The organism is Paraburkholderia diazotrophica, from assembly GCF_900108945.1.
Classification (GTDB): Bacteria; Pseudomonadota; Gammaproteobacteria; order Burkholderiales; family Burkholderiaceae; genus Paraburkholderia; species Paraburkholderia diazotrophica.
Genome location: NZ_FNYE01000010.1, coordinates 15264 through 37435, shown reverse-complemented (window position 1 = coordinate 37435; position 22172 = coordinate 15264). Strand labels below are relative to the sequence as shown.

At 61.5% G+C, this 22172-nt stretch carries 23 protein-coding genes and 1 pseudogene; 7 read left to right on the top strand and 17 right to left on the bottom strand.

From position 1 onward, the window contains the following. Window positions 1-226 precede the first annotated feature (226 nt). From BMW76_RS14910 to fae, 3 genes are all read right to left on the bottom strand, one after another. The gene (locus tag BMW76_RS14910; protein WP_090866188.1) at window positions 227-622 is read right to left on the bottom strand and encodes a group II truncated hemoglobin; all 396 of its coding nucleotides are present in this window, start codon (window positions 620-622) and stop codon (window positions 227-229) included. 21 nt (window positions 623-643) lie between these two features. Then, a complete protein-coding gene (locus tag BMW76_RS14905; RefSeq protein WP_090866186.1) occupies window positions 644-1693 on the bottom strand; it encodes an NAD(P)H-dependent flavin oxidoreductase in 1050 nt (349 codons plus the stop codon). Window positions 1694-1926: 233 nt separating this feature from the next. Next, window positions 1927-2460: a formaldehyde-activating enzyme gene (gene fae / locus BMW76_RS14900; protein ID WP_090866184.1), complete on the bottom strand. Its 534-nt coding sequence runs from the start codon at window positions 2458-2460 to the stop codon at window positions 1927-1929. A gap of 387 nt (window positions 2461-2847) precedes the next feature. Here fae and BMW76_RS14895 point away from each other — a divergent pair, with 387 nt between their 5' ends. The 3 genes from BMW76_RS14895 (at window position 2848) to BMW76_RS14885 (ending at window position 4667) form a co-directional block, all read left to right on the top strand. Further along, window positions 2848-3984, top strand: coding sequence for an adenylate/guanylate cyclase domain-containing protein (locus BMW76_RS14895; protein ID WP_322789270.1), 1137 nt, complete (start codon window positions 2848-2850; stop codon window positions 3982-3984). Between the two features lie 261 nt (window positions 3985-4245). Next, window positions 4246-4434, top strand: a complete 189-nt coding sequence (locus BMW76_RS41130; protein WP_177200391.1) for a helix-turn-helix domain-containing protein — start codon at window positions 4246-4248, stop codon at window positions 4432-4434. 23 nt (window positions 4435-4457) lie between these two features. Continuing rightward, window positions 4458-4667 (top strand): hypothetical protein, encoded by a 210-nt coding sequence (locus BMW76_RS14885; RefSeq protein ID WP_143062263.1) that lies wholly within the window; start codon window positions 4458-4460, stop codon window positions 4665-4667. A 327-nt stretch (window positions 4668-4994) separates the two neighbouring features. Here the strand turns inward: BMW76_RS14885 and BMW76_RS14880 are convergent, their stop codons facing one another. Both BMW76_RS14880 and BMW76_RS14875 read right to left on the bottom strand, forming a co-directional pair. Then, the gene (locus BMW76_RS14880; RefSeq protein ID WP_090866178.1) at window positions 4995-6401 is read right to left on the bottom strand and encodes an FAD-dependent oxidoreductase; all 1407 of its coding nucleotides are present in this window, start codon (window positions 6399-6401) and stop codon (window positions 4995-4997) included. A 120-nt stretch (window positions 6402-6521) separates the two neighbouring features. Beyond that, window positions 6522-7061, bottom strand: coding sequence for a carboxymuconolactone decarboxylase family protein (locus BMW76_RS14875; RefSeq protein ID WP_090866176.1), 540 nt, complete (start codon window positions 7059-7061; stop codon window positions 6522-6524). A 111-nt stretch (window positions 7062-7172) separates the two neighbouring features. Between BMW76_RS14875 and BMW76_RS14870 the strand changes: the two genes are divergently transcribed. After that, entirely contained in the window at window positions 7173-8156 is a 984-nt protein-coding gene (locus BMW76_RS14870) for an AraC family transcriptional regulator (RefSeq protein WP_090866174.1), read from the top strand. A gap of 59 nt (window positions 8157-8215) precedes the next feature. Here BMW76_RS14870 and BMW76_RS14865 read toward each other — a convergent pair whose 3' ends face one another. After that, window positions 8216-9331 carry an NADH:flavin oxidoreductase gene (locus BMW76_RS14865; RefSeq protein ID WP_090866172.1) on the bottom strand — a complete coding sequence of 372 codons (1116 nt, stop codon included), beginning with the start codon at window positions 9329-9331 and terminating at the stop codon, window positions 8216-8218. 105 nt (window positions 9332-9436) lie between these two features. Between BMW76_RS14865 and BMW76_RS14860 the strand changes: the two genes are divergently transcribed. After that, the gene (locus BMW76_RS14860; RefSeq protein ID WP_090866170.1) at window positions 9437-10330 is read left to right on the top strand and encodes a LysR family transcriptional regulator; all 894 of its coding nucleotides are present in this window, start codon (window positions 9437-9439) and stop codon (window positions 10328-10330) included. 203 nt (window positions 10331-10533) lie between these two features. On the opposite strand, the gene BMW76_RS14855 is transcribed toward BMW76_RS14860, so the two are convergent. From BMW76_RS14855 to BMW76_RS14815, 9 genes and pseudogenes are all read right to left on the bottom strand, one after another. Then, a complete protein-coding gene (locus BMW76_RS14855; RefSeq protein ID WP_090866168.1) occupies window positions 10534-11325 on the bottom strand; it encodes an acetoacetate decarboxylase in 792 nt (263 codons plus the stop codon). Window positions 11326-11373: 48 nt separating this feature from the next. Continuing rightward, window positions 11374-12777 carry an NAD(P)/FAD-dependent oxidoreductase gene (locus BMW76_RS14850; RefSeq protein WP_090866167.1) on the bottom strand — a complete coding sequence of 468 codons (1404 nt, stop codon included), beginning with the start codon at window positions 12775-12777 and terminating at the stop codon, window positions 11374-11376. 105 nt (window positions 12778-12882) lie between these two features. Beyond that, the gene (locus tag BMW76_RS14845) at window positions 12883-14232 is read right to left on the bottom strand and encodes an adenylate/guanylate cyclase domain-containing protein (protein ID WP_090866166.1); all 1350 of its coding nucleotides are present in this window, start codon (window positions 14230-14232) and stop codon (window positions 12883-12885) included. A 30-nt stretch (window positions 14233-14262) separates the two neighbouring features. After that, window positions 14263-14550, bottom strand: a complete 288-nt coding sequence (locus BMW76_RS14840) for a BufA1 family periplasmic bufferin-type metallophore (protein ID WP_090866164.1) — start codon at window positions 14548-14550, stop codon at window positions 14263-14265. Beyond that, window positions 14547-15572 carry a YeeE/YedE thiosulfate transporter family protein gene (locus BMW76_RS14835; protein WP_090866162.1) on the bottom strand — a complete coding sequence of 342 codons (1026 nt, stop codon included), beginning with the start codon at window positions 15570-15572 and terminating at the stop codon, window positions 14547-14549. Before BMW76_RS14835 ends, BMW76_RS14840 begins: the two co-directional genes overlap by 4 nt. 30 nt (window positions 15573-15602) lie before the next feature. Continuing rightward, window positions 15603-16667, bottom strand: a pseudogene (locus BMW76_RS14830) (patatin-like phospholipase family protein). 9 nt (window positions 16668-16676) lie between these two features. Next, window positions 16677-17459 (bottom strand): 3-hydroxybutyrate dehydrogenase, encoded by a 783-nt coding sequence (locus BMW76_RS14825; RefSeq protein ID WP_090866158.1) that lies wholly within the window; start codon window positions 17457-17459, stop codon window positions 16677-16679. Between the two features lie 76 nt (window positions 17460-17535). Beyond that, window positions 17536-18045 carry a DoxX family protein gene (locus BMW76_RS14820; RefSeq protein ID WP_090866156.1) on the bottom strand — a complete coding sequence of 170 codons (510 nt, stop codon included), beginning with the start codon at window positions 18043-18045 and terminating at the stop codon, window positions 17536-17538. An 86-nt stretch (window positions 18046-18131) separates the two neighbouring features. After that, the gene (locus BMW76_RS14815) at window positions 18132-18551 is read right to left on the bottom strand and encodes a BufA1 family periplasmic bufferin-type metallophore (protein ID WP_245763235.1); all 420 of its coding nucleotides are present in this window, start codon (window positions 18549-18551) and stop codon (window positions 18132-18134) included. 137 nt (window positions 18552-18688) lie between these two features. On the opposite strand from BMW76_RS14815, the gene BMW76_RS14810 reads away from it, so the two are divergent. Further along, window positions 18689-19396 carry a response regulator transcription factor gene (locus BMW76_RS14810; RefSeq protein ID WP_090866511.1) on the top strand — a complete coding sequence of 236 codons (708 nt, stop codon included), beginning with the start codon at window positions 18689-18691 and terminating at the stop codon, window positions 19394-19396. After that, a complete protein-coding gene (locus tag BMW76_RS14805; protein WP_245763234.1) occupies window positions 19380-20456 on the top strand; it encodes a sensor histidine kinase in 1077 nt (358 codons plus the stop codon). Before BMW76_RS14810 ends, BMW76_RS14805 begins: the two co-directional genes overlap by 17 nt. A gap of 23 nt (window positions 20457-20479) precedes the next feature. Here BMW76_RS14805 and BMW76_RS14800 read toward each other — a convergent pair whose 3' ends face one another. Continuing rightward, window positions 20480-21244 carry an HvfC/BufC N-terminal domain-containing protein gene (locus BMW76_RS14800; protein ID WP_090866153.1) on the bottom strand — a complete coding sequence of 255 codons (765 nt, stop codon included), beginning with the start codon at window positions 21242-21244 and terminating at the stop codon, window positions 20480-20482. Next, a complete protein-coding gene (bufB, locus tag BMW76_RS14795) occupies window positions 21228-22088 on the bottom strand; it encodes an MNIO family bufferin maturase (protein WP_090866152.1) in 861 nt (286 codons plus the stop codon). Before bufB ends, BMW76_RS14800 begins: the two co-directional genes overlap by 17 nt. Window positions 22089-22172 lie beyond the last annotated feature (84 nt).

The following is a 22172-nucleotide window of genomic DNA, read 5'->3' as shown; positions in this document are numbered from 1 at the left end:
TTCCTGCTAGTTCCCACTGGTCAACAAAGTTTCCCGACAATATTTGTTGTTCGACGCGTGCTTGTCAATATGGTTTGAGGGGGTAGATGCGCGGAAGGCCCAGTGCGCGGCGCGATATGCGGGTAATCGAGCAGAGATCGGGCGCGCGGCAGTGCTCGATGCGAGGAAGTGCAGAGCATAGGCCGTACGACAGCCCGTGGCTCCGCGATACAGATCACGACGCCCGCTATGCCTTGTTTTGCAGCGCTTGAGCGCTTCGCGTGAAATGCCGCATCAGCGTGGCCTCGACGTGGGCGTCATAGCCGAGTGCCAGAATCGCTTTTTTCATGCACGTCAACCAGGCCTCGACTTCCAATGGCCCGATTTCGATGTGCTCGTGCATGTAGCGCAGACTTGCGTGGCCCATCCGCTCCAGGTAGTACTGCGGTCCGCCGAAGTAGCCCGACAGAAACTCGAATTGCGCATGGCGCACGTGCGCGAGCCCGAAGCCCTTTAAATGCAGCGCATGAATGATCGCGCCGTCAGGGTCGCTTTCGATGATGTCGTAGAACGTTTTTACGAGGCGCGCGACTGCTGCTTCGCCACCGATCAACTGGTGCACCGATTGCCGTTTCGGCTCCATGATGTCCTCTGGTTTGCTGGCCTATTCAACGCCTTTGCTGACCGACGTCCCGTAGGCGGCGATGACGCGCTGCGCCTCCTTCGCCTCACGCAACATGCGAGCGATCACGTCGGCGGCAGAGGTTCGCGTACTCACGAGCGCGGACGATTCGCCTGCGAAGAGCGCCATTTTCTCCAGATCCCCAACCGTGTCGCGCAACGGCGAATCGGTGCTGAAACGGTAGATCGGCCGCCCGTCCTCATGCGCAATCACTTCGCGCGGCAATTGATCCGGGTGATGTCCGAAAAGCTGCCCGCGTGCTTCGTCCGTCACACTGTTGGCCAGCACGCGGACGGGCGAATTGGGCGGCCAGTTGATTGCAAAGAGATCGGTGTAGACGGTGTCGCCAGTGCGCGCCTCGCAGATGCGTTGCTTGTGATAGTCGTGTGCGAACGACTCGTGTGTCGTCAGGAACACCGTGCCGCAATGCACGCCCGACGCACCCATTGCGAGCGCAGCGATCAGCCCGCCGCCCGTCGCGATTCCGCCCGATGCGACCACGGGCACGCGCAGGTGCCGCACGACCTCGGGAAGCAGCGTCAGGATGCCGGCTCGGCCACGGACATGGCCGCCCGCCTCGATACCCTGAACGATCACCACATCGGCGCCGGCCTTTTCAGCCGCGATCGCGTCTTCGAGCGAGCCCACCTGATACAGCACGATAGCCCCGGCATCCTTCGTCTTCTTGATGACCTCGGGCACGACATCCCAGAAGAAGCACAGCGCCGGAACGCGAGTCGCAATGCAGACGCCGAGTTCGGCGGCAAATAGCGACGGCTCGGTTGCTGCCGGAATCAGGTTGACGCCGAACGGCCGCTGCGTCGCGGCGCGCACGGCGGCGATTTCACGTTCGATCAGCTCGGGCGTTTCGCGCACCATTCCAAGCAGGCCGAATCCACCTGCTTCGGAAACGGCTGCCGCGAGTTCGGATCGTGCCGGTCCGCCCATGCCAGCCGAAATGATCGGATGCTGGCAGCCCAACAGACGGGTCAGCTCGTTGCGATAGGGGCCTGCGTCGGTATTCACGTTCATACAAGATGCTCTTGTAACGATTACGGCAACGCCTCCGGCAAGCCGTCAGCACGGCGCGTCGTTCCAATTGACGTCAGTGCGTCCATGATAGGTGGCAGGCATCGTGCCGGCCTCTCCCTGAAGGGGTAGAGGCGATACCAACTCCGGCAGAAGCACGTGCCGATGCGCTGGACCGGGGCGCGCATACGCGATTGTCGAAACGCCAGTATCGTTTGCACCGCAACGCGCGCGTTTCAGCTCCAGTCGTCCATATCGTGCTTGATGGAGTGCCGGTTGGCAATCAGCGTCTCGACGCTCGGCTCGTTGTTCATTGCACGTTGTACGGCAAGCTTGGTCGCTTCATAGTTCGTGCGGTACATATCTTTCTTGTCGAGATTTGTCTCCGTGGCGCAGCGTGGATCGATCCACACGAGGCTGACGATGCATAGCTCGTTAGCCTGATCTTTTGGCAAGATGCCCTCGATCAGGCAATCGACTATTGCATCCGCCGTAGCCGACTGCACGACGCCACCGAATAGCTCGATGGTGGTCATGTCCCTGAGCGTCACCTTGGGGACGATCATGGTGGCAGGGCGCACCATCTGATTGCACGCGCGGATCGCGAACATGGCCGTATGTCCCTTGCTCTGCGCCATCATGTTGGCAAACGCGTGACCGACAGGTCCGTCGACACGGCCTATCAGGATTTCGGGCATCGCGTCAGTGACCTGGCCGGGGGCGGCGAACACCGTCGCTTCGCCTGCGCGGAACGTCAAATCGAGCTTCATTGTCGACCTCCTTGGGTTGGATACCGAAGATTCGTGGAATGCAAGGACGATGCCATTCGATTCAATGCGCCCGAGCAACTACAGCGCTACACAATATGTATCGTCTTCGTGACAAAATGGCAAATGCGAATCGCGGCGTCCCGTCGCGCAAAAGTTGGCCTGCGCGGACGCGTTGACCGCATCGCAATCAGTTGCCATCTCTCGAATAGAATTTTTAAGGTTACGTAGTAGTCCCTATATATTGGTTAAGGAAGAATACCGAAACGGTGGTGATTGCCTATAAATTCAATATTTTCGGATCGACACGGTGCTCTACGGCAACGCTTGTGCAAATACAGATGGCACTATCCATCCGCCGACCCCGGTGGACAATCCCGCAGCGCAGGATTGAGACGGTCTGACCCCGAACGTGGAAATCTGATCGGCACGTCGGTGACCTTGACGGGCCGGAAACTTCGAGCCGATCTGCACCAGAATCGTACGGGCGACCCCGATGCTGCCCTCGGCACGGCACAGTACTACACTGACGAGCAGGCGCGCTGCGCCGGCTGGCTGACGAACAGCGCTTCGATGCCGGTTGGACGACCTGACGACGGGTTGCTCATGGATGACAAACCGAAACGTCCGATGTCTCATGGGTCCGTGATGTTCGCGGACGTGAGCCGCAGTACGGAGCTTTACGAGACTGTCGGGGACATGCTTGCCTTCGAGGCGATTGCACAGTGCATTGTGCTGATGAAATCGTGCTCGGAAGCGTTGGGAGGGCGAATCGTCAAGACTATCGGCGACGAAGTCATGGCGGTGTTTCCCTCCGCCGAACATGCGATGCAGGCCGCGATCGACATGCAGTTGGCCGTCTCCGGGTTGCCCGAGGTCGCGGGACAGCCGATGTCGCTGCGAATCGGCTTTCATCACGGCCCCGTATTGCCCGACGAAAGGGGAGACGTATTTGGCGATACCGTGAACCTGGCTGCCCGACTGACCGACTTTGCTGCGCCGGGACAGGTCGTCACGAGCAAAGACGCGGTTGAGTGTCTCCCGGCGAGACTGCGTCAGATGGCGCGCCACCTTTATCCGATACAGGTGCGAGGAAAAAGACAGCCAACGGAGTTGTTCGAGGCGATCTGGCAACAAGGCGCTGATCTGACGGTCACAGGTAACGACCTGCAGCGCCTGCCTTGTCCGTCGTTGTTGACCCTGCGGTATGGGGATATCTGCGTGGAAATGAGTGAAGCGTCCGCGCTGGTGACCATCGGGCGCGGCGCGAATATGAGCATTGTCGTGCACGATCGCCGTGCGTCGAGGGTGCACGCATCGATCGAGTGCCGCAGCGGAAAGTATGTGTTGCGCGATTGCAGCGCGAACGGCACCCGCATCACTATCGACGGTGGCCATGAGCTCATGCTCCGCCGCGACGAGGTCACGCTATGGGGGCAGGGCTGGATCTCGTTCGGACCCTCTGGCGGCGATGATGCGGAGCACGTGGAGTTTTCCAGCAGGCGCCTCTCCGGACCGTCGGATTGACGGATGCCGCTATGAGCGGGCGAACCGCAGCCAGAGTTCGGGATCGACGCCTTTGCGCGTGGGCTTGCCGGTCACGGCAGCCCGTTTGCCTTCGGTGTCCGGGAGCGAACGGGTCGATTTGTCCTGCCGTCAATCTGGATCGGTTCGATGAGGCATGTGCGGCGCGCGCGCTGGTCGACCAGTTCGTGCATGATTCCGTGTATTACACACGCCTGGTACGTCCGATTGAGCGTAACCCGACGATACCGGAGACACCGCCCTATGAACATTCAGCAATTGGAGACTTTTTATTGGATCACCCGGCTAGGCACCTTTGCCGCCGCGGGGGAGTACTTGCACACATCGCAGGCAAACGTATCGTCGCGCATCCGTGAACTCGAAAGCGAACTCGATGTGCTACTGTTCGAATGCATCGGTCGCACCGTCGCCCTGACGCTGAGTTCGGCATAACCGAGAAACTCGCGCCCCTTCGGTTGAAAGTGGCGGCCGGCAAAATGGTAGTGGGACAAGGAATCGTGCGCATCGGCGTGGGTGAGGCCATCGCGATGCGCTCGCTCATTACGATCATAAACAACCTAAAAGAGCGATATCCGGGGCTCGATGTCGAGTTCGACGTCAACTTGAATGCCAATCTACTCAGCAAGCTTAACTGGATGAAGAGGGTCTGTATTAGTGGCGCGTGACTATCGTCGCTCGCCGAGGCCTGTCGCTCGGCGGGCCGGCAAAGGCATTCCGTCGGTTGAGACTCTTGAGAAGCGACGTCCATGGAAAAGCGCAAACTGCGTTCCTTGTGCCAGCCAAGCAAGTTTCGGCGCAGGCCAATGCCACGGCCGAATTATATTAACTACCGGCCATTCGCGCGCGAATCAGATGAATGACCAGGTAGGGTCGGTTTGTAGCGTTGATCGTCCGCTTGAGTTCGGCCATCAGTGCGAGGCTTTTTCGCTGCGTGCGATGCCCATCACGGTGTGATGGGCATCCGACACAGATGCGCCTTCTTTCAAGCTCGATTACATTCTCACTCCAGCTCGCTCGGGCACCTTTGACAGAAGCGGTCCCAGGCCTTCGGCGACGGTCAGATGAGAGATCACCGCATCGCGGAGTTTCTGGTAGGGCAGATCCGCAATCATCGCTGTCTGCATCGCCGCCATCACTTCACCAGCTTCCGAGCCGATCATCGTGAAGCCCAGTATGCGATTGTCGCTTGCGCTGACGAGCACTTTCATGAAACCCTGCGTTTCGTCGGTCGCTTCCGTCCGCAGGACGTTGTTCATCGGCAGTGTTGCGACACGAACGGCGACGCCTTGGCGTTGCGCGTCGCCTTCGCTCAGCCCGACGCGCGCGAGTGGGGGATCGGTGAAGAGCGTGTACGGAATCAGACGGTCGCCGGTGCTGCGATTGCCACCCGTCAGGTTGTCGCGCACGATTCTGAAGTCATCGACCGATACATGCGTGAATTGCGGACTGCCCGCGACTTCGCCAATTGCCCAGACGTCGGGTGCCGAGGTCTGCAGCCGGTCGTTCACGCGGATGTATCCACGTTCGTCAAGCTGGATGCCTGCGTGCTCCAACCCAACGTCGGCTGTGTTGGGAACGCGGCCGGCGGCGACAAGAATGTCGCTTCCGTCCAGAGTCCGGTCACCCGAAGGCGTACGCACGACGACGCGCACATGCGTGCCCGAGTGTCCCTCGACGCTGACTGTCCGTGCGTCCAGCACGACATCGATTTCTTCCGCGCGAAGAATGCGCAGCATCTCCGCGCCGACGTCCGCATCTTCGCGGCCCATCAGCCGTGCACCGCGCTCGACGATCGTCACGCGACTGCCGAAGCGCCGGTAAGCCTGCGCCATCTCCACGCCGATATAGCCGCCACCCAGGACGATCAGATGTGAGGGCGCACGGTCGAGATCGAGCGCGCCGATGTGCGTCAGTGGCTCGGCCGCGCGCAGTCCTGGCACGTCAGGAATTGCGGCGTGTGTCCCGACGTTTACCACGACCTGGCTTCCCCTGAGCGTGCGCGTGCCGCCGTCGTTCAGCTGCACTTCGATGGTCTTCGGCTCAACAAACCGGCCGACGCCCATGATCAGCTCTGCGCCGCTTGACTCGTACGCCTGCACGTGAAACGCGGCTTCGCGTTCGACCATGCCGCGCTTGCGTTCGCGAACCTTTGCCATGTCGATGGCGACGGGTCCCGTCTTCGCGCCGAAGTCGGCGGCATGCCGCGCCAGATGAGCCACGCGCGCGCTCCAGATTTCATTCTTGCTGGGAAGGCAAGCGACGGCAGGGCACGAGCCGCCCACCCACTGCCGCTCGACCACGGCCACGCGTTGACCTGACCGGCCCAGATGCCAGGCCAGCAGCTTGCCGCCCTGGCCACTACCGAGAATCAATGTATCGAACTGTTCAACCTGAGACATGACTTTCTCCAATCCAGCTATGGGTGTGTGCGCGACGATCGCGATAGGTCCGTCGGCGCGATAGGTGTGCCGAGCGGGCAGCACCTCATAGCGCCGCCTGTCCGCGCGTCAGAGTGAGCGTTATTTGACTGGCGGGAAATCGACCTCGGTATCGTTGATACGGTTGAACGTGTTGGTGAAAATCGTCATGGCAATCGCCAGCGAGATTTCCGCGAGTTGCGTGTCGCTGTAGCCTGCGGCGCGAATGGCTGCGAGTTCGCTTTCGCCGATCGTGCCGCGCGTCGTCTGCAGGTTCAGGACGAAACGGATGAGCGCGTCGCGTCGGGCATCGCCGGTCGCCTGACCCGAGCGAATATTTTTGAGCGCTTCCGGCGACAGGCCGGTCATCTTGCCCAGCATCACGTGCGCGGCAACGCAGTAGTCGCAACCCGTTAGCTCGCTCACGAGCAACTTGATGGTTTCCAGATCCCGCTTGCTCAGACTGCTCGATGCCAGCGCACCTTCGGCGTCCAGCGCCGCATTCAATGTCGCGGGCGCGAGATGACCGAGCGCCGCGAACAGATTCGGCACGCTGCCGCCGGCGATTTTGCGAACCCGGCCATAGACTTCGGCGGTGGCGCCCGTTGCGTTCTGGACTGCGGGGATGGCGATGCGACTCATGTTGGACCTCATTCAGTGATGGTTAGGAGCCTCCACTTTAGGTTGCTCGCATGAGCTTGTTGAGTCGCTGAATTCGCAATATCATGCTCAAAAGTATCATACGAGGCAGCGATGTCACTTTCCCAAGATTGGCTGAGCCGTTTGCTCGGCATGATGACTGTGCGCGGTCAACTCGAATTGCGCTGCTCGTATGGCGCGCCTTGGGAAGTGATCTATGGCGATTCGGACCTTGGGGAGATGCCGTATCACATCGTGCTCAGCGGGTCGGCCATTCTGGAGACGCCGGGCGCCGGCAAGCCGCAGCACCTTTGCGCAGGCGACATCGTGATGCTGGCGCACGGCTCCGCCCACACGCTGCACGACGGTAGCGGCGCGCGGCCGAAGCGTGCGCACGAGCGCGCCGCCCTGAACCTGACCATCAGCGAAAACAAGGGCACCGGCCCGCGTCTCGACATGCTCTGCGGGCGAATCATTCTGGCGCCGCCACACGACCGGTTCATCCGTGCGTATCTGCCTGCACGGCTTGTCACGCATACGTCGGCGGCAAACGGTGACGACAGCGAGAAACGGCTTGGCGCAGCCCACGAACAGCTAAACGGTCTCGTGGCCCTGATGCGAACAGAGGCCAGTGCAGACAATCTGGGCGGATACGCGATGATGAACGCGCTATCGGCGGCGCTGTTTGCGCTGACGATGCGCGTGGCGAGCGAGTCCGACGAAACACCTGTCGGGCTGCTTGCACTCGCAGGCAACCCGCGCCTCTCTCCCGCGCTCACGGCAATCTTCAGCGACCCGGCACGAGCATGGACGCTGCCTGAGTTGGCGAGCCTCTGCAGCATGTCGCGTGCGACGTTGATTCGTCACTTTCAGGACAAGCTGGGCCGTTCGCCCAATGACCTCCTGACCGATATCCGGATGGCGCTGGCGGCCAACGAACTGAAACGACCAGGCGTTTCGACCGAGGTCGTGGCGGAGACAGTCGGCTATCAATCCGTTGCCGCATTCCGGCGCGCCTTCAGTCAACGTTTGGGCATGACGCCAGCGGACTGGCGTCGTTCGCAACAGGAGAAACAACATGCGGAGCTTGCAACCTGAAGGCTGGGTCGATCCGCAGAACGATTGCACGGCCAACAGACGCGCAATCGGGTGCCACCTCACGTGGCCGTCTGCATCGCGAGTTCTTCAGGCTTGATGCTGGCGATCGGTTGGAGGATCGAACTATCGAATGTCCGGGGCTCGCGCTGGTTTTCGAGCAGTTTCGGAAGGTCGGGATTAGCGAGCGCGCCGCGTCCGACCGTCACCAGGTCTGCCCCGGTGGCAAGTGCGTTTTCAATTCGCTCCGCTGTGTGCAAGCCACCGTTCGCGGTGATGGTGACGTTGGGCGCATAGCGGCGTGCCAGCGTCACGAGGCTGTCGTGCGTGCCTTCGAAGGCAGGCTGCCAGGCTTCGAACTCGGTCACGTGAAGGAAGTCGATGCCTGCATCGGCAAGTGCGCCGAAGATCACTTCTGCATCCGCCTCGCCCCCCGACCACTTCGAACCAAAGTCGTTGACCTTGCCTTGTGAAATCCTGATGCCCACGGGCACAGCATTTCCAACGTTGAGCCTGACCGCATTCACAACATCGACGAGCAGTTGCACCCGAGCCTTCGTGTCGCCGCCCCAACGGTCAGTTCGACGATTGGTACCCGCCGTCAGGAACTGATCGAGGAGATACCCATTGGCGCCATGAATTTCCACGCCTTTGAACCCGGCGATATTCACGGCACGTCGTGCCGCGTCGACGAAGCCCTGAATAGCCTCATCGATCTCAGCGTCCGTCATCTGTTTCGGCTCAGCATAGAGTCCCTCGCCGAAGTAAAACTTCATCTGTTCACCCTTGGGGCGAACGGCCGACGGTCCCACGGTATGGCTTCGATAAACGTTGCCTTGACTCAACGCCCCGGCATGCATGAGTTGCGCGAACACCGGGGTCCCGTGCTCCTGCATCTCGCGATTGAACGTCGACCATGCCTTCGCCTGTTCGTCGTCGGCCAGGCCCGGCTGAAACCGGTATCCTTGCGAGAACGCCTTGTCGGTGTAAATCCCCTCAGTCGTTACCAGCCCGAAGCCACCTTTCGCGAAGCGCTTGTAGTAGTCGAACATGGTTTGGGTCGGCTGCCCGTATTCCGTGGCCGTGATACGCGTCATGGGCGCGACGGCGATGCGATTGCGTACTGCGATGCCGTTGCGGTTATACGGGGAAAGGATGGGGGCGGTTGCGTCGTTCATTTCGCTGCTCGTCTCGTGAAGAAGGTGACTGCATGGTAGGCGTCGCGAGCAGCAGGAAACAGAGGTCGGACGGTGAAGCCGCCCTAACACTTTTGGATATAAACGATGTTTGTCCCAGACGTTCAGACATTCCTGGCTGTGGCATCAGCGGGAAGCCTGTCAGCGGCGGCGCGTCAGCTGAACGTGGCGCCCATGCAGGTATCGCGGCGCATCGCCGCGCTCGAAGAAGACCTTGGCGTGCGGCTCTTTCATCGGACCACTCGTTCCCTGACCCTGACAGCGGAAGGGGAGGCTTTTGTCCCGTATGCCAGGGCGATGGTAGATGCGGAAGCGGGCGCGCGAGCTGAACTGAGTCCGTCACCGGGCACTGCATCTGGCGTATTGCGTTTGACCGCACCGAGTGGCTTCGGACAATCGGTCGTGTTGCCGATGCTCCCCGGCTTGCTGGAAGGCAACCCGGACCTTCGTATCGACCTCGATCTGTCAGATCGCCAGGTCGATATAGTCGGGCAGGGGCTCGATCTCGCGTTGCGCATTGCCCCGCTGGAAGATTCAGAACTGGTGGCTAGAAAGATCGCCCCGAATCCACGCCTTATTTGTGCTTCGCCCGAGTATCTGAAGAGGCACGGACGACCTGCGGCGTCAGCGGAACTGGACCAGCATCGCTGTATCAGACTTGACTCGGTGGGAAGATGGCCCCTCGTTGTCGACGGCAAGCTGACACGCAAGCGCATTGAAGGGTATGTCACGACGACCAGTGTGGAAGCGGCACGCGCGCTTGCTGTGCAGGGACTCGGGCTCGCAATGCTGAGTTACTGGGACGTCTTCAGGCAACTGGCCGATCACTCGCTCGTTCAGGTTCAGCTGGATGACGCGGCGATGGAAGATCTGTCGGTGTGGGCGGTCATCCCTAGCCGGCGATATGTGCCGAATCGGGTGAACATTTTCCTCAGTGCGCTTCAGAAGGAAATCTCAGACCTGTCAAAAACATGCGGCTAGCTGTGCCGAGACCAGGCTACGGAGTGTTGCTCCCGGAAATCAGCGCGCATGGAAGCTGAAGGCCGTCTGCTGTGCCGAGAAGCCGGGGCAGGAACTTGTGTTTCTTGACGAACCAGGCGGCCGCCGCAGGCGCAATGCGCGGCCGCGGCCCTTGCGGCCACTAACCGCGCGAAGCTCTGCCCATCGCGCTGCGGCTGGATGTGCTACGCCAGGCTTTGGCGTGGGACGACCTCCATGTAGTCATGCAACACACGTCCATAAGGGAGCGTGATGTCGGTAATGAAATGAACGGCTCCGAAAACGCGCTTGACGGGAAGATCAGCAACGGGCGCATTGACGTGCGGGACAAGACCGAGCCGCGCCGGGCCCGACCATGCGCCCTTGACGCGAATGTCGGCCAGGTTGTAGCCGACGAGTTGCGCGATGGCGGGTGTGCCGTCGACACCCGGAATGATCTTCAGATTGACCTGGGTGGTACTCATCTTGTCGATAATCGACGCAGGGGAACAGGCATGTCTGCCTTCGACGTCGTAGAGCAGATGCTGATGCTTGTATCCCATCGTGCCGACAGCGACCTGGACCCCGGCATATTCGAGTGTTCCCGTCAGCGTGTCCTGTACGACGGAAAGCCTGGGCCGCGCGTTCTTCTTCGGAAAGCCCCATATCTCGCGTCCGCCTGCAATGGGCGGCTCGTCATCGAGATACATCTGCGCGGTGAAATTGACGTGCTCATCGCCGAGCCTTGCGGGAATCACGACGCCTGATTCCGTGTAATCGCCGAATCCCGCGGAGTCCGGCATGCGGATGAATTCGAAAAGCGCAGTGTTGCTGCCATCTGGTTGAAGGGGTTCAGGCAATGCATCGCGTAGCGCATCGGCATCCGTTTCATATGTGATGATCAGATATTCGCGGTCGATGAACCGATAGGGGCCGCGCGGATACGACGGCGAGGCGGCCGGCATCGACGGCAGGGCGAGGACATCTTCACGTTTCATGGCGGTCTCCAGAAGAATCGTCCAGCGGCATTGCTGGGGATATCGGTTTCAGCTGCGTGCGTCGGTGGGTTGAGCCGTGTCGCGTGACATCGCGACGGAATTCAGGAGTGTTCTCGCGTGAGCCTTGTGATCCGGTGACAGGTCAGCGAGCGGCGGCTTGTGGCCGTTAATGTCTTCGGCCTCGTTCGATCGGGTAAAGCGCAGGTGCGTGATGTCTGTCGGGAAGAACATGCTCCAGCTCCACTCGACAAAGACTCTCAGCTTGCGGCCGAGTGTCGGAATGCGCGAGAGATAGAACGCACGCCACAGCAGCCACGCGGGCAAGCCGGTCACGCGTACGCCGTAAATCGACGCGACGCCCTTCATATGACCGATGGTGGCCATCATCCCTTTCGCCACGAAGGAGAACGCATGCGTGTCCCTGCCTGTCAGACGACGCATGAGGTTGTCCGCGAGTTGATGTGCTTGCGCTACAGCATGCTGTGCAGTAGGCGGCGACGGTTGCCCTGTCGCTGCATTGCGCACCAGCGCGCAGTCTCCCGCAGCCCAGATGCCGGGGAGATTGGGCACGCTCATATCGGCGTGCGTTTCGATGCGGCCGCGCTCGACGGGCATGCCGATGCGCGCAGCAAGCCGCTCGATCAGCGGGTTCGGCTTCGTGCCGATCGTACAGATCACCGTCGATCCAGGAAGGAACTCGCCGTCCTGCAGCACGACGCCTGCTGCGTCGACGCGCGACGCGCGCGTGCCGAGCCTGACGTTGATGCCCCGATCCGCCATGTGTTGTGCCGCCATCGCGCCAAGCTTTTCAGGCATTTCGGGCAGCAGCCGGCTTGCGTCGTGCAATATCGTGACGGCAAGTTCCTCATCGCGCACGAGCTTGTAAAAGTGCCGCACGCTATGCAGATAGTCGGCCAGTTCGCCCGCCACCTCGACGCCGGAGAACCCGCCGCCCACGACGATGAAGTGTCCAAGGCGCCGTCTGACGGCTGGGTCCGACTCCAGCTCGATGCATGCGAGCCGTCGCAATACCTGATTGCGGATGAACATTGCGTCGCCGATCAGCTTGAGCGGCAACGCATGTTCTTTCATGCCCGGCACGAGATCGAGGTTGGCACGCGTTCCAAACGCGAAGATCAGGTGTTCGAAGGCGATCTCGCGAGGACCGGCGAGCGTCGTGCCATGAACGATCCGGCGCTCGTAGTCGATGTCCTGGACGGTCGCCATGATGAAGCGTGAACGCCTGAGCATCTGGCGAATCGGCACGATGACCTGCTCGGGAAAGACTGACGCGCCAACGACTTCGGCAAGCATCGGATTGAAGGTCGTGAAGCTTTCGTCGCTGACGAGCACGACGCGATAAGGGGCAGGCAACCTCTTTTCGAGTGCCTGCGCGAGCGTCGTGCCGGCGAAGCCGCCGCCGACGATCACGATGTTCTTCTCAGCTTCCATGTCAACTCCTGCTGCACGCCCTTCGGCCGGAATGGCCTGCATGGGCCTATGAGGTAGTGTGCGAAATCGTCCTCACGCGCAAGTCGCCTGGAATTCACTTTTTTGTCACGACATCCAGACGGCCACGTCGACCGGGCCGGTTACGCCCGCGATAGAACGCGCCGACCTTCTCGGCCTGGTCTCGGCGTAGCCTTGGGCGATAGCCTGCGCATAGGTGGCATGCGGCGCCATCGCGCGCGTGCGCTCAGCCTTGTTGTGCTTTTCGAGCTTTGCAGCGAGATTGACGGCATCGCCGATCACCGTGTACTCGAGCCGCTTTCCATCGCCGACAATGCCGAACACCACCGGACCGCTGGCGATGCCAGCGCGGACGTCCGGCGCCGGCTGGCCGGACCGGCTGCGCGTTGCACGCCAGCCATCGACGGCGTGCATCACGGCATCGACGGCACGCAATGCATTCGCTGCATGCCGCGTATCGGGTATGACGGCGCCGAAGCTCGCAAGAATGCCGTCGCCGAGAAACTTGTCGATACTGCCGCCATGCGAGCGGATGATCGGCACGATCAGTTGCTGATATTCCCGAAGCAGCGCGATGAGATCGGTGACGCAGAGCGTGCGCGACGCTTCCGTAAAGCCGCGCATGTCGAAGAACACGATGGTCGCTTCACGTATATCCGCCTGCCCCGGCACTGCAGGCACTTCAGATCGTGTGATGCGGTCCGCGACCGGGTCGTCGAAGAACATCGAGAGGTCCGTGACGGCCTGCCGACCCGACACCGACAGGATGACGAAGCGGCGCGCGCGGGCGAGCGCGATTGCGAGTACGGCTGTCGTCACCACGATCGCCAGTACTTTGTCCAGCTCGCCGCCGAAGTGAATCTGCGTCGAACGCAACGAGGTGACGTAATCCCACGTCACCGTGTTGCCCTGCGCATGAGTCAATGCGTACGCAAGCAACGCCAGCCATCCCGACGCCGCCGTCAGGCCCGACAGCAGGACCCATATCGGCTCGAAGCGCAGTGTGCGAAGAGCAATGAGTATGAACACATATGCGAACTCAGTGCACTTCAGAGAGAACGGTGCCGGCTGTTCATACTGCAGGTGATACGCCCAGATCACGAACATCAGCACGGCCATTTCCGTCACGACGGTCGCGCCCACCATCCACCGCTGAAGCTGGCCCGTCACGGCAAGATAGAGCCGTATAAGTGCAACAACCGAAAAGAGTGTGAGACCGAGCGGCACTGCCCGAATGGGCGCATCCGGCGAAAAGCCGGGCGGGGTGAATGCATACAGCACAGCGAGGACGGCTGCAATCAGCAACTGAACGGCCGTCACGAGCAGCTCGCTACGGTACTGCTCGCGTTCCAGTTCTTGCAGTACGCGCGCGGGCCATGCTTCGGCGCGCATACGCGTTCCCAGCATCGAAACGAATGATTGCGTGAGCGTCGACATTCGTAAATCCTGGTCGTGTCCGGGAATGTGCTAACCCGATGAAGGCCGGATGGCACCGCCCGCGATCTTCGTGCATGTGCCGGCTGGAAGCAGAAGCCATTCGTCGCCTGTCGCATCGCGCGGCGCGCGGCCGGCGCACGCATGCTTCGCCGTGCCGCAATCGTTTCTCCCGGCTCGCACGATACCGAAGCACCTTTCGCGATCGAATTTGAAAGTCGCGGCTGAGTGAGGGCCGAGATGCGTGTTGCGGTCGACAGCCACTGCAATGGCGCCGAATGCGCCCAGGATCACGAGGACATTCCCGATGCGGCGATTCATGCCAGCTCCCTCGTTTCGCGATGCCAGCGCGATCGCAGCACTCTGCGCGATAGCGATACGGCGCCGATCGCGACACACATCGCTGCGAACGCGACCCACGCATAAGGCCGCAAGAGAGGCATCGCCACCAGTACGAGCGAGTCGTTGCCGCCTGGAATCATCAGGCTTGCCCAGCCCATCAGCGCGCCTCCGCCCAGGCAGCGCGCCAGTTGCGAGAGTGTCACGCGCGGACGGCGAGAGCGTTCGCCGCGCATCGCTCGCGCGATACCGGCTGACGTGGCGCCCACGAGCAGCGCGCCGAACAACAATGCGCGCGAGGCTGTAGCGTCTGCGTGCCCTTGCGCAAGGCCGGAGAGCGTATCGGTGTATGTCCAGGCTCCGTCGATCACGAACAGCAGCACGAACGTGATGCCGATCGCGGCTGTTGCGGCATGCGGCGACCACACTGCATGCCTGGCTTCGCGCGGATCGTCGCCCGGCATGCCGGAAGTGGCGCGTGCGCGGCGTGAGTGCAGCGCGCCGGCCGCAAGCGTTGCGACCATCGCCGCGAGCAGGACGATGATGGACGCAGACGCGTGCGGAGCCGGTGAATCGTGAACGGGGATCGGGATGGTCGCGGCGAGCCTGCGTGCGGCAACGTGGCAGCCAGCGTAATAGCCGATGGGCGTTGCGACATAGCACCATTGTCCCGCGCCGATGCGCGCGATCGTGCCCAACGCGCACGCGCCATTGACCGATGCACCGAGCCCCAGCGTCAGTCCACCCCACACCGTCGCGAGGGTGACGGGCGCACTGGCCGGAAGCGATGGCAGCACATCGAACGACTGCGCGATCAGCAGGCCGCCCAGCACGAGCATCGATGCGGCGATGAGTGCGAGCAGGCGCCCGCATTTTCTTTCGTCGATGATCTCGTTGACGGCGGCTACCGTGCAGGTCGCCCCTCGCCGGATGGCGATGCCCATCGCGAGCGCGCAGAGCGCGGCGAGTGTCCCTGGGACGGCGCCAGGCATGAGGTTGACCATGACATTGCTCCGCAAGGCGGGACGGACGAGCTACAGGAACTCGGCGCGGATATCGATGCTGGAGCGCTGGCCGATTGCGTCGAAGTTGTCGTGCAGCCAGGTTTCAGCCCGGGCACGACCCTCATCGCGAAGAAAGCACAGGAACGGCCAGTCGGCGTTGAGCTTGCTCGACACGCCAAGCGCCGACATCGCTTCGTCGGAGCGGATCGAGTGGATCAACATCTGTTTCATGTCCGGCCGATCGATCTTGCCTTCCTGAATCAGCGACGTGACGAAACTGATCGCCCTCATTTCGCGCATCAGCGACGAGTTGAAACTGACCTCGTTGATGCGGTTCATGATCTCCGACGCCGTTTTCGGAACGCCCCGCCGCACAACCGGGTTGATGTGCACGATCACCACGTCGCGCGTACCTCAGTGATAGATGAGCGGAAAGATCGCGGGGTTGCCCATGTAGCCGCCGTCCCAGTAGTGTTCTCCGTCGATTTCCACGGCCTGGAACAGGAACGGCAGGCAGGCGGATGCGAGTACGGCATCGGCGCTCATCTCGTGGCCGTCGAATACGCGTACCTTTCCCGTTTCGACGTTCGTCGCGCAGAGATGAAGATGAATCGGACAACCGGCGCGCAACGCTTCGAAGTCGACGTGGCGTTCAAGCACGTCGCGAAGCGGATTGAAGTTCATCGGATTGAACTGGTACGGTGACCACATCCGCAGCATGAGATCGGTCATCACGTACATCGGCGAGTAGTCCAGCGTATGGCCGTCCGTGTGGCCGTTGTGAAGAAACGTTTCCCAAGGCAGCTTGCGAAATGGGCTCGCGTACTGTGCCGCACGGGCTACGTCTTGCCAGAATGCATGGAGCGCGGCGCGGGCGCCGTCCGGGCCGCCTCGCTGAAGGCCGCTTGCCAGCACGGCCGCGTTCATCGCACCCGCGCTGGTGGCGCTCACACCCTCGATCTCGAGCCGTCCATCTTCGAGAACGCGGTCGATCACACCCCACGCAAATGCGCCATGTGCGCCGCCGCCTTGCAGTGCCAGCGCAATCTGCTTCGTGCCGCCGTTTGAGCGCGGGCTGACGGTTGTCCTGTTCACGGCTGCCTCCTAGTGTTGCGTCCAGCCGCCGTCCACCGCGAGGGCAGCGGCCGTGATCGACGCAGCAGCGTCGGATGCGAGGAACAATGCGAGCGCGGCGATTTCCTCGACCGTCACGAAGCGCTTGCGCGCCTGATGGACGAGCAGAACATCGCGAATGACGTTCTCTGCCGGGATGCCATGAGCCTTCGCCTGTTCGGCGATCTGCCCTTCGACGAGCGGCGTCTTCACGTAGCCGGGGCAGATCGTGTTGCTCGTGATGCCGTGCTCGGCCACCTCGATGGCAACCGTCTTCGAAAGACCGATCAGGCCGTGCTTGGCGGCCACATAAGGCGCCTTGAACGGCGAGGCAACCAGTCCGTGGGCCGAAGCGACGTTGATCACGCGGCCCCAGCCGCGCGACTTCATTCCGGGCAGAACGGCCTTCACCAGATGGAAGGCCGAGGACAGGTTGATCGCGATGACGGCGTCCCAGCGGTCGTCCGGCTGCTCGTCGATGGGCGCGACGTGCTGGATGCCGGCGTTGTTGACCACGATATCGACCTTGCCGAATGCGTCGATGGCCTGTTGCGCCATGCGCCGCACGTCTTGTGGAACGCCCATGTCGGCAGGGCTGTAGCGCACGCGGACGTTATGTTCGCGCTCCAGTTGCACACGCGCCGTTTCGATCGCATCCGCGTCGCCGAAACCGTTGAGCATCACGTCCGCGCCGTGCGCGGCGAACGCTGTTGCGATAGCGAGACCGATGCCGCTCGTCGAGCCGGTAACGATAGCTGCTTTTCCGTTGAGCATGAGATTCTCCGAATTGCACTCTGGAGGACGGGGCGCGCCTTTGTCGTGCGCGCGCCGGGTGGAGATAGCGCCGTATTTACGGGCGTGACGGTGCGTGACCCAGCCAGCGGCTGATCAGGTAGTCGAGCGACAGCTTGCCCGGACCGTGCAGCAGCGTGACGAGCAGAAAGAGGCCCCAGTACTGGTGATCCCGCAGACCGACTTCGCCAAGCCCCGGATAGGAGATGACAGCGATGATGTTGAAGATGAAGAGCCCGAATGCCGCAAAACGCGAGCCGAGTCCAAGCACGAGGAAGATCGGAAAGCCCAGTTCGGCGGCCGTGCCGAGGTACGCAGCCAGCACGGGCGGCAGCAGCGGTACGGCGTATTCGCCTTGAAAGAGGGCGAGCGTCGAAGACCAGCTTGCGATCTTGGTGAGCCCTGACTGGAAAAACACGAGGCCGATCACGATGCGAATGCCGAGGTCGAGTACGGGTGTCGCGAATTCCAGCGCGCGCAGCGCTGAACGGCAAAGCGAAATTGCCTTGTGGGAAACGCCGGACGGTTCGGCGTCGTGCGTCGCGGAAAGTGGCGATGAGAGCTTCATGCTGGAACCTCGGGTCGTCGTGAAGGCCGGCGGATCGAAAGGCGCCGCAGCCGGCTCGGTGCGGCGCCGGGATGGAGTGGGCTATGTCAGCCCGCGGCCGCTGCTTTGGCGACGGGACTGAGAACGCCGCTTTTTCCACCGGGCTTGGCGAACTCTGACATCTGCAGATGCGCGCCGGCGATCTTGTCGCACGTCCCCTTGGGAACGAGAATCCATGCTTCCGTGTCGTGGTCCATCTTCGCCGTGGCGGCGCATGAACTCTTGCTGGTGCCGCAGTCGTTCTTGCCTGCCTTTGCAATACCCGCGCATTTCTCGAAGTCGCCGCCGGCTGCAAATGAGGCCGTGCTTGCCGTTGCGACGCCAATGGCAAGCAGACTTGCAATGGCGCCTTGAATGATGCGTTCGCTTTTCATGATGCTTCCTCCAGGATGGTGATGAGGACAGGCGCGATTGCCTGTGTCCCGGGATGAAGTGTGCGAAACGCAGCTCACGGCTTTGTCGCCCAAAAATCAATTTTTCGTCACGACGCGCGGCCGCGCTGGACACGCTACGCTGGCGATCTAGAATGATCTACACGCAGTGCATTCGCCGCGTTCGTGCGGGCAATGCGGTGTCTACCAACAGTCCAGTGAGGATGCAGGTCATGTCTCGCAACGTTCTGGTGATCGAAGACGACAACGACATCGCCCAACTCGTCCGCATGCAGCTCGTGGGTCTGTCCTGCGAGACGACCGTGCTCAATGACGGCAGGGCAGGGCTGGCGGAAGCGCTTGCCAGACCCTACGACCTGGTGGTGCTCGATCTGATGCTGCCGGGTGTCGATGGCCTGGAGATTTGCCGCCGCCTGCGCTCGGAACGCCGCTATACGCCTATTCTGATGTTGACGGCGAAGTCGACCGAACTCGACCGCGTGCTGGGCCTCGAAATGGGCGCGGACGACTATCTCGCGAAGCCATTCAGCGTGCTGGAGTTCGTTGCGCGTGTGAAGGCGATTTTCCGGCTGGTCGACATGATGGCCAATACGGCTGCCGGTGAGCACACGCTGATCGAATGCGAAGATCTGAAGATCGACGTCGAACGGCGCGACGTGATCGTGCGTGGCGCACCGATCCTGCTGACGGCCAAAGAATTCCAGTTGCTGCTTCATTTCGCGCAGAACCCGGGACGGGTCTATACACGCGGGCAGCTGCTCGATCAGGTGTGGGGCTACAGCCATAGCGGCTATGAACACACCGTTAATTCACATATCAACCGGCTGCGCGCAAAGATCGAAATCGACCCGAATTCGCCGGAATACATCCAGACGGTATGGGGCGTCGGCTACAAGTTCCGCAATGCGCCCGAGAACTAACCTGCGTCTGTTCGCTACCCTGTATGGCCGTCTCGCGTGCTCGCTGATGGTGGTGTTCATCGCGATCGGCGCCGTCATGATCGTGGCGTCGCAACGCATGTTCGAGACGCAGCGGCTGTTCGAGCTCGTGACCAACCTCGTGGTCGGCACGGTGGCATTCAGCCTGATCGCCGCGCTGGTCGTGTTCCGCTTTCTCACACTCAGGCTTCGGCGGCTGGCATCCGCCATCGAAGCATTTCGGACAAGCGGTTTTGTAAGCCCGATGCGAGTGGACACGCCGGATAGCAACGACGACGAAATCGGCCGCATCATCGCCGCGTTTCAGGAGATGTCGGAGCGCATTGCGATGCAACTGGCGCAGCTTGCACAAGCGGACCGGCAGCGCCGCGAGTTGCTTGCCAACGTATCGCACGATCTGAGGACACCGCTTGCATCCATGCAGGGTTATCTGGAGATGGTGCTGATCAAGGACGACGGATTGTCTCAGGAAGATCGCTGCCGGTATTTGCAGATTGCGGTAAAGCATTGCGAGCGGCTCGCGAGGCTCGTGCGGGATCTGTTCGATCTGACCAAGCTCGAAGCGAACGAAGTGAGGCCGCAGGTCGAGGCATTTCCGATCAGCGAACTTGCACAGGACGTCGTCCAGAAGTTTGCGCTTGGCGCCCAAAAGCGCGATCTCAAGCTGAGCGCGAGCGTGAGCGCCGATTGCCCGCCCGTTTGCGCCGATATCGGCATGATGGAGCGTGTGCTCGAGAACCTGATTGAAAACGCGATGCGCTATACGCCGGCCGGCGGCGAGATCAGCGTCGGCGTGCGTCGGGCTGGAGACCGGGTCGAGCTTCAGGTGAGCGACACGGGACAAGGTATCGATCACGACGACATCGGCAACGTCTTCGATCGCTACTATCGTGCGGATCGCGGCGAGTCGAGCGACGCGGGCAACGCGGGCCTCGGGTTGGCGATTACGCAGCGCATCATCGAGCTGCATGGCGGGCGGATTCGTGTCGAGAGCGCGCCGGGCGCGGGCACCACCTTCACGGTCGAACTGGCGATGGCGTAGGCGTCGTGCCCGCCTGCCCGAAGTCAAAGTTCAAAGCCGACGATGGTCGAGTCGAGAATGCGGCGCTCGACAAACTCGCCGAGTGCAAACGCTGGATCAGAGCGTAAAGCGACGTCATAAGCACCTTCCACGCTTTGTCCGTCGTGCAGCGCCTGCAGCATCGAAAATTCGGCCGCCGTTAGTGCGTCGATATCGACAGCAAAGCCGATGCGGCGCACCAGGAGCCTGTCGCCACCCGCGTCCAGATTCACGACTTCATCGCTCATCGCATCAGGCTGATTGACTTCCCAGATCTTCAGGACCGGAAAGGCAGACTCGAACAGACGGCATGCCGGGTGTAGCTCGAAGCGCAGCGTGGCGCACTCGGCGCTGGCAAGGCTCGACAGCAGCGAGAGCTGAAACGGAGCGTGATCGGCTGCATGAAACACCTCATGCACGAGCCATTCGAGCGTGGCCGTGTCACGGAGGTAGGCGAGTGAGGCAGCGGGCGGAAAGTGTTCGAGGAAGATCGGAAACGTGTAGCCGAACCGCTGTATGTCTCCGCTTTGCGATGGGTGGTCGCGAATATACCGGTTCGCGGCATGGTCGAAGAACCGCTCGCCGACGAGTTTGTCGACAACGGGATAAACGGCGCGCAGTGCTTCGCGCAGGTTGTGATACACGTTGCCGGCATAGACCGACAGGCGTTCTCGTCCGTTGCCGCCGCAAACGCTCCCGTCGATTCTGGACGAATCCTGTTCGAGAATCGCGCAAGCAAAGGCGGCCTGTAGCTCATGTAGTGAATGCATGGCGTGACCTCATTACCGTGGCGGCGTGGCGGACTTCTTCCAGCAGGACTTCGAGCGGCGGGATGTCGGTATCCCATTCGATCAGCGTAGCGACCGGGCCGAAGCGGTCGAGAGCCTGTGCATAGAGTTCCCAGACTGGGGCTGCGACTCGCGTGCCGTGCGTGTCGATCAGCAGGGTGCCGGCGCGGTCGTGACCGGCAAGATGCATTTCACAGATCGCGGAGACGGGCAGCGCATCCAGATACGCCACAGGATCAATGCCGTTATTCGCTTCATTCACATACAGGTTGTTGACGTCCAGCAATATCCCGCAACCCGTGCGCCGTGCGACACGCGCGATGAATTCGCCTTCGGGCATGGTCGAATGGCGGAACTGGACGTAGCTCGATATGTTTTCAACTAGGATCTGCCTGTGAAGTCGTTCCTGCACTTCGTCGATGTGATCGCACACGACTTCCAGCGCCTCTTCGGTATAGGGCAACGGTAACAGGTCGTTGAGATGCCTCGGACCGACGCGCCCCCAGCTGAGATGCTCGGACACGAGCCCCGGTTCGATGCGCGAAATGAGATCGCCCAGACGGCCTAGATGGTCCTCATCCAGCGGGCCGGCCGATCCGAGGCTCAAGCCGACACCATGCAAACTGAGCGGATACGCGTCCCGAATGCTCTCCAGGTAGTGCAGCGGTTGACCGCCTGAACCGAAGTAGTTTTCGCTGTGTACTTCAAACCACCCGACGCGCGGCCGTTCCTCCAGAATCTGCCGATAGTGAACGGGACGCAGGCCGACGCCTGCCGAAGCAGGGACCGTCTGAGCCGTTGCAAACGGTGCGGCGAGGGCGTGCATCTGGTCTACCTCGAGGCTGGATGAATAAGCAGCAGTGTGGTCGATAGCGATCACGAATCCGTCACAGGTTCGTCGAATTTTTCT

Coding starts and splice junctions, on each gene's coding strand:
- BMW76_RS14870 (WP_090866174.1), top strand. CDS start 7,173: ATGTCACTTTCCCAAGATTGGCTGAGCCGTTTGCTCGGCATGATGACT.
- BMW76_RS14840 (WP_090866164.1), bottom strand. CDS start 14,550: ATGAATCGCCGCATCGGGAATGTCCTCGTGATCCTGGGCGCATTCGGC.
- BMW76_RS41130 (WP_177200391.1), top strand. CDS start 4,246: ATGAACATTCAGCAATTGGAGACTTTTTATTGGATCACCCGGCTAGGC.
- BMW76_RS14875 (WP_090866176.1), bottom strand. CDS start 7,061: ATGAGTCGCATCGCCATCCCCGCAGTCCAGAACGCAACGGGCGCCACC.
- fae (WP_090866184.1), bottom strand. CDS start 2,460: ATGAAGCTCGATTTGACGTTCCGCGCAGGCGAAGCGACGGTGTTCGCC.
- BMW76_RS14835 (WP_090866162.1), bottom strand. CDS start 15,572: ATGGTCAACCTCATGCCTGGCGCCGTCCCAGGGACACTCGCCGCGCTC.
- BMW76_RS14855 (WP_090866168.1), bottom strand. CDS start 11,325: ATGAAACGTGAAGATGTCCTCGCCCTGCCGTCGATGCCGGCCGCCTCG.
- BMW76_RS14860 (WP_090866170.1), top strand. CDS start 9,437: ATGTTTGTCCCAGACGTTCAGACATTCCTGGCTGTGGCATCAGCGGGA.
- BMW76_RS14800 (WP_090866153.1), bottom strand. CDS start 21,244: ATGCATTCACTACATGAGCTACAGGCCGCCTTTGCTTGCGCGATTCTC.
- BMW76_RS14825 (WP_090866158.1), bottom strand. CDS start 17,459: ATGCTCAACGGAAAAGCAGCTATCGTTACCGGCTCGACGAGCGGCATC.
- BMW76_RS14905 (WP_090866186.1), bottom strand. CDS start 1,693: ATGAACGTGAATACCGACGCAGGCCCCTATCGCAACGAGCTGACCCGT.
- BMW76_RS14810 (WP_090866511.1), top strand. CDS start 18,689: ATGTCTCGCAACGTTCTGGTGATCGAAGACGACAACGACATCGCCCAA.
- BMW76_RS14820 (WP_090866156.1), bottom strand. CDS start 18,045: ATGAAGCTCTCATCGCCACTTTCCGCGACGCACGACGCCGAACCGTCC.
- BMW76_RS14880 (WP_090866178.1), bottom strand. CDS start 6,401: ATGTCTCAGGTTGAACAGTTCGATACATTGATTCTCGGTAGTGGCCAG.
- BMW76_RS14845 (WP_090866166.1), bottom strand. CDS start 14,232: ATGTCGACGCTCACGCAATCATTCGTTTCGATGCTGGGAACGCGTATG.
- BMW76_RS14805 (WP_245763234.1), top strand. CDS start 19,380: ATGCGCCCGAGAACTAACCTGCGTCTGTTCGCTACCCTGTATGGCCGT.
- BMW76_RS14910 (WP_090866188.1), bottom strand. CDS start 622: ATGGAGCCGAAACGGCAATCGGTGCACCAGTTGATCGGTGGCGAAGCA.
- bufB (WP_090866152.1), bottom strand. CDS start 22,088: ATGCACGCCCTCGCCGCACCGTTTGCAACGGCTCAGACGGTCCCTGCT.
- BMW76_RS14865 (WP_090866172.1), bottom strand. CDS start 9,331: ATGAACGACGCAACCGCCCCCATCCTTTCCCCGTATAACCGCAACGGC.
- BMW76_RS14850 (WP_090866167.1), bottom strand. CDS start 12,777: ATGGAAGCTGAGAAGAACATCGTGATCGTCGGCGGCGGCTTCGCCGGC.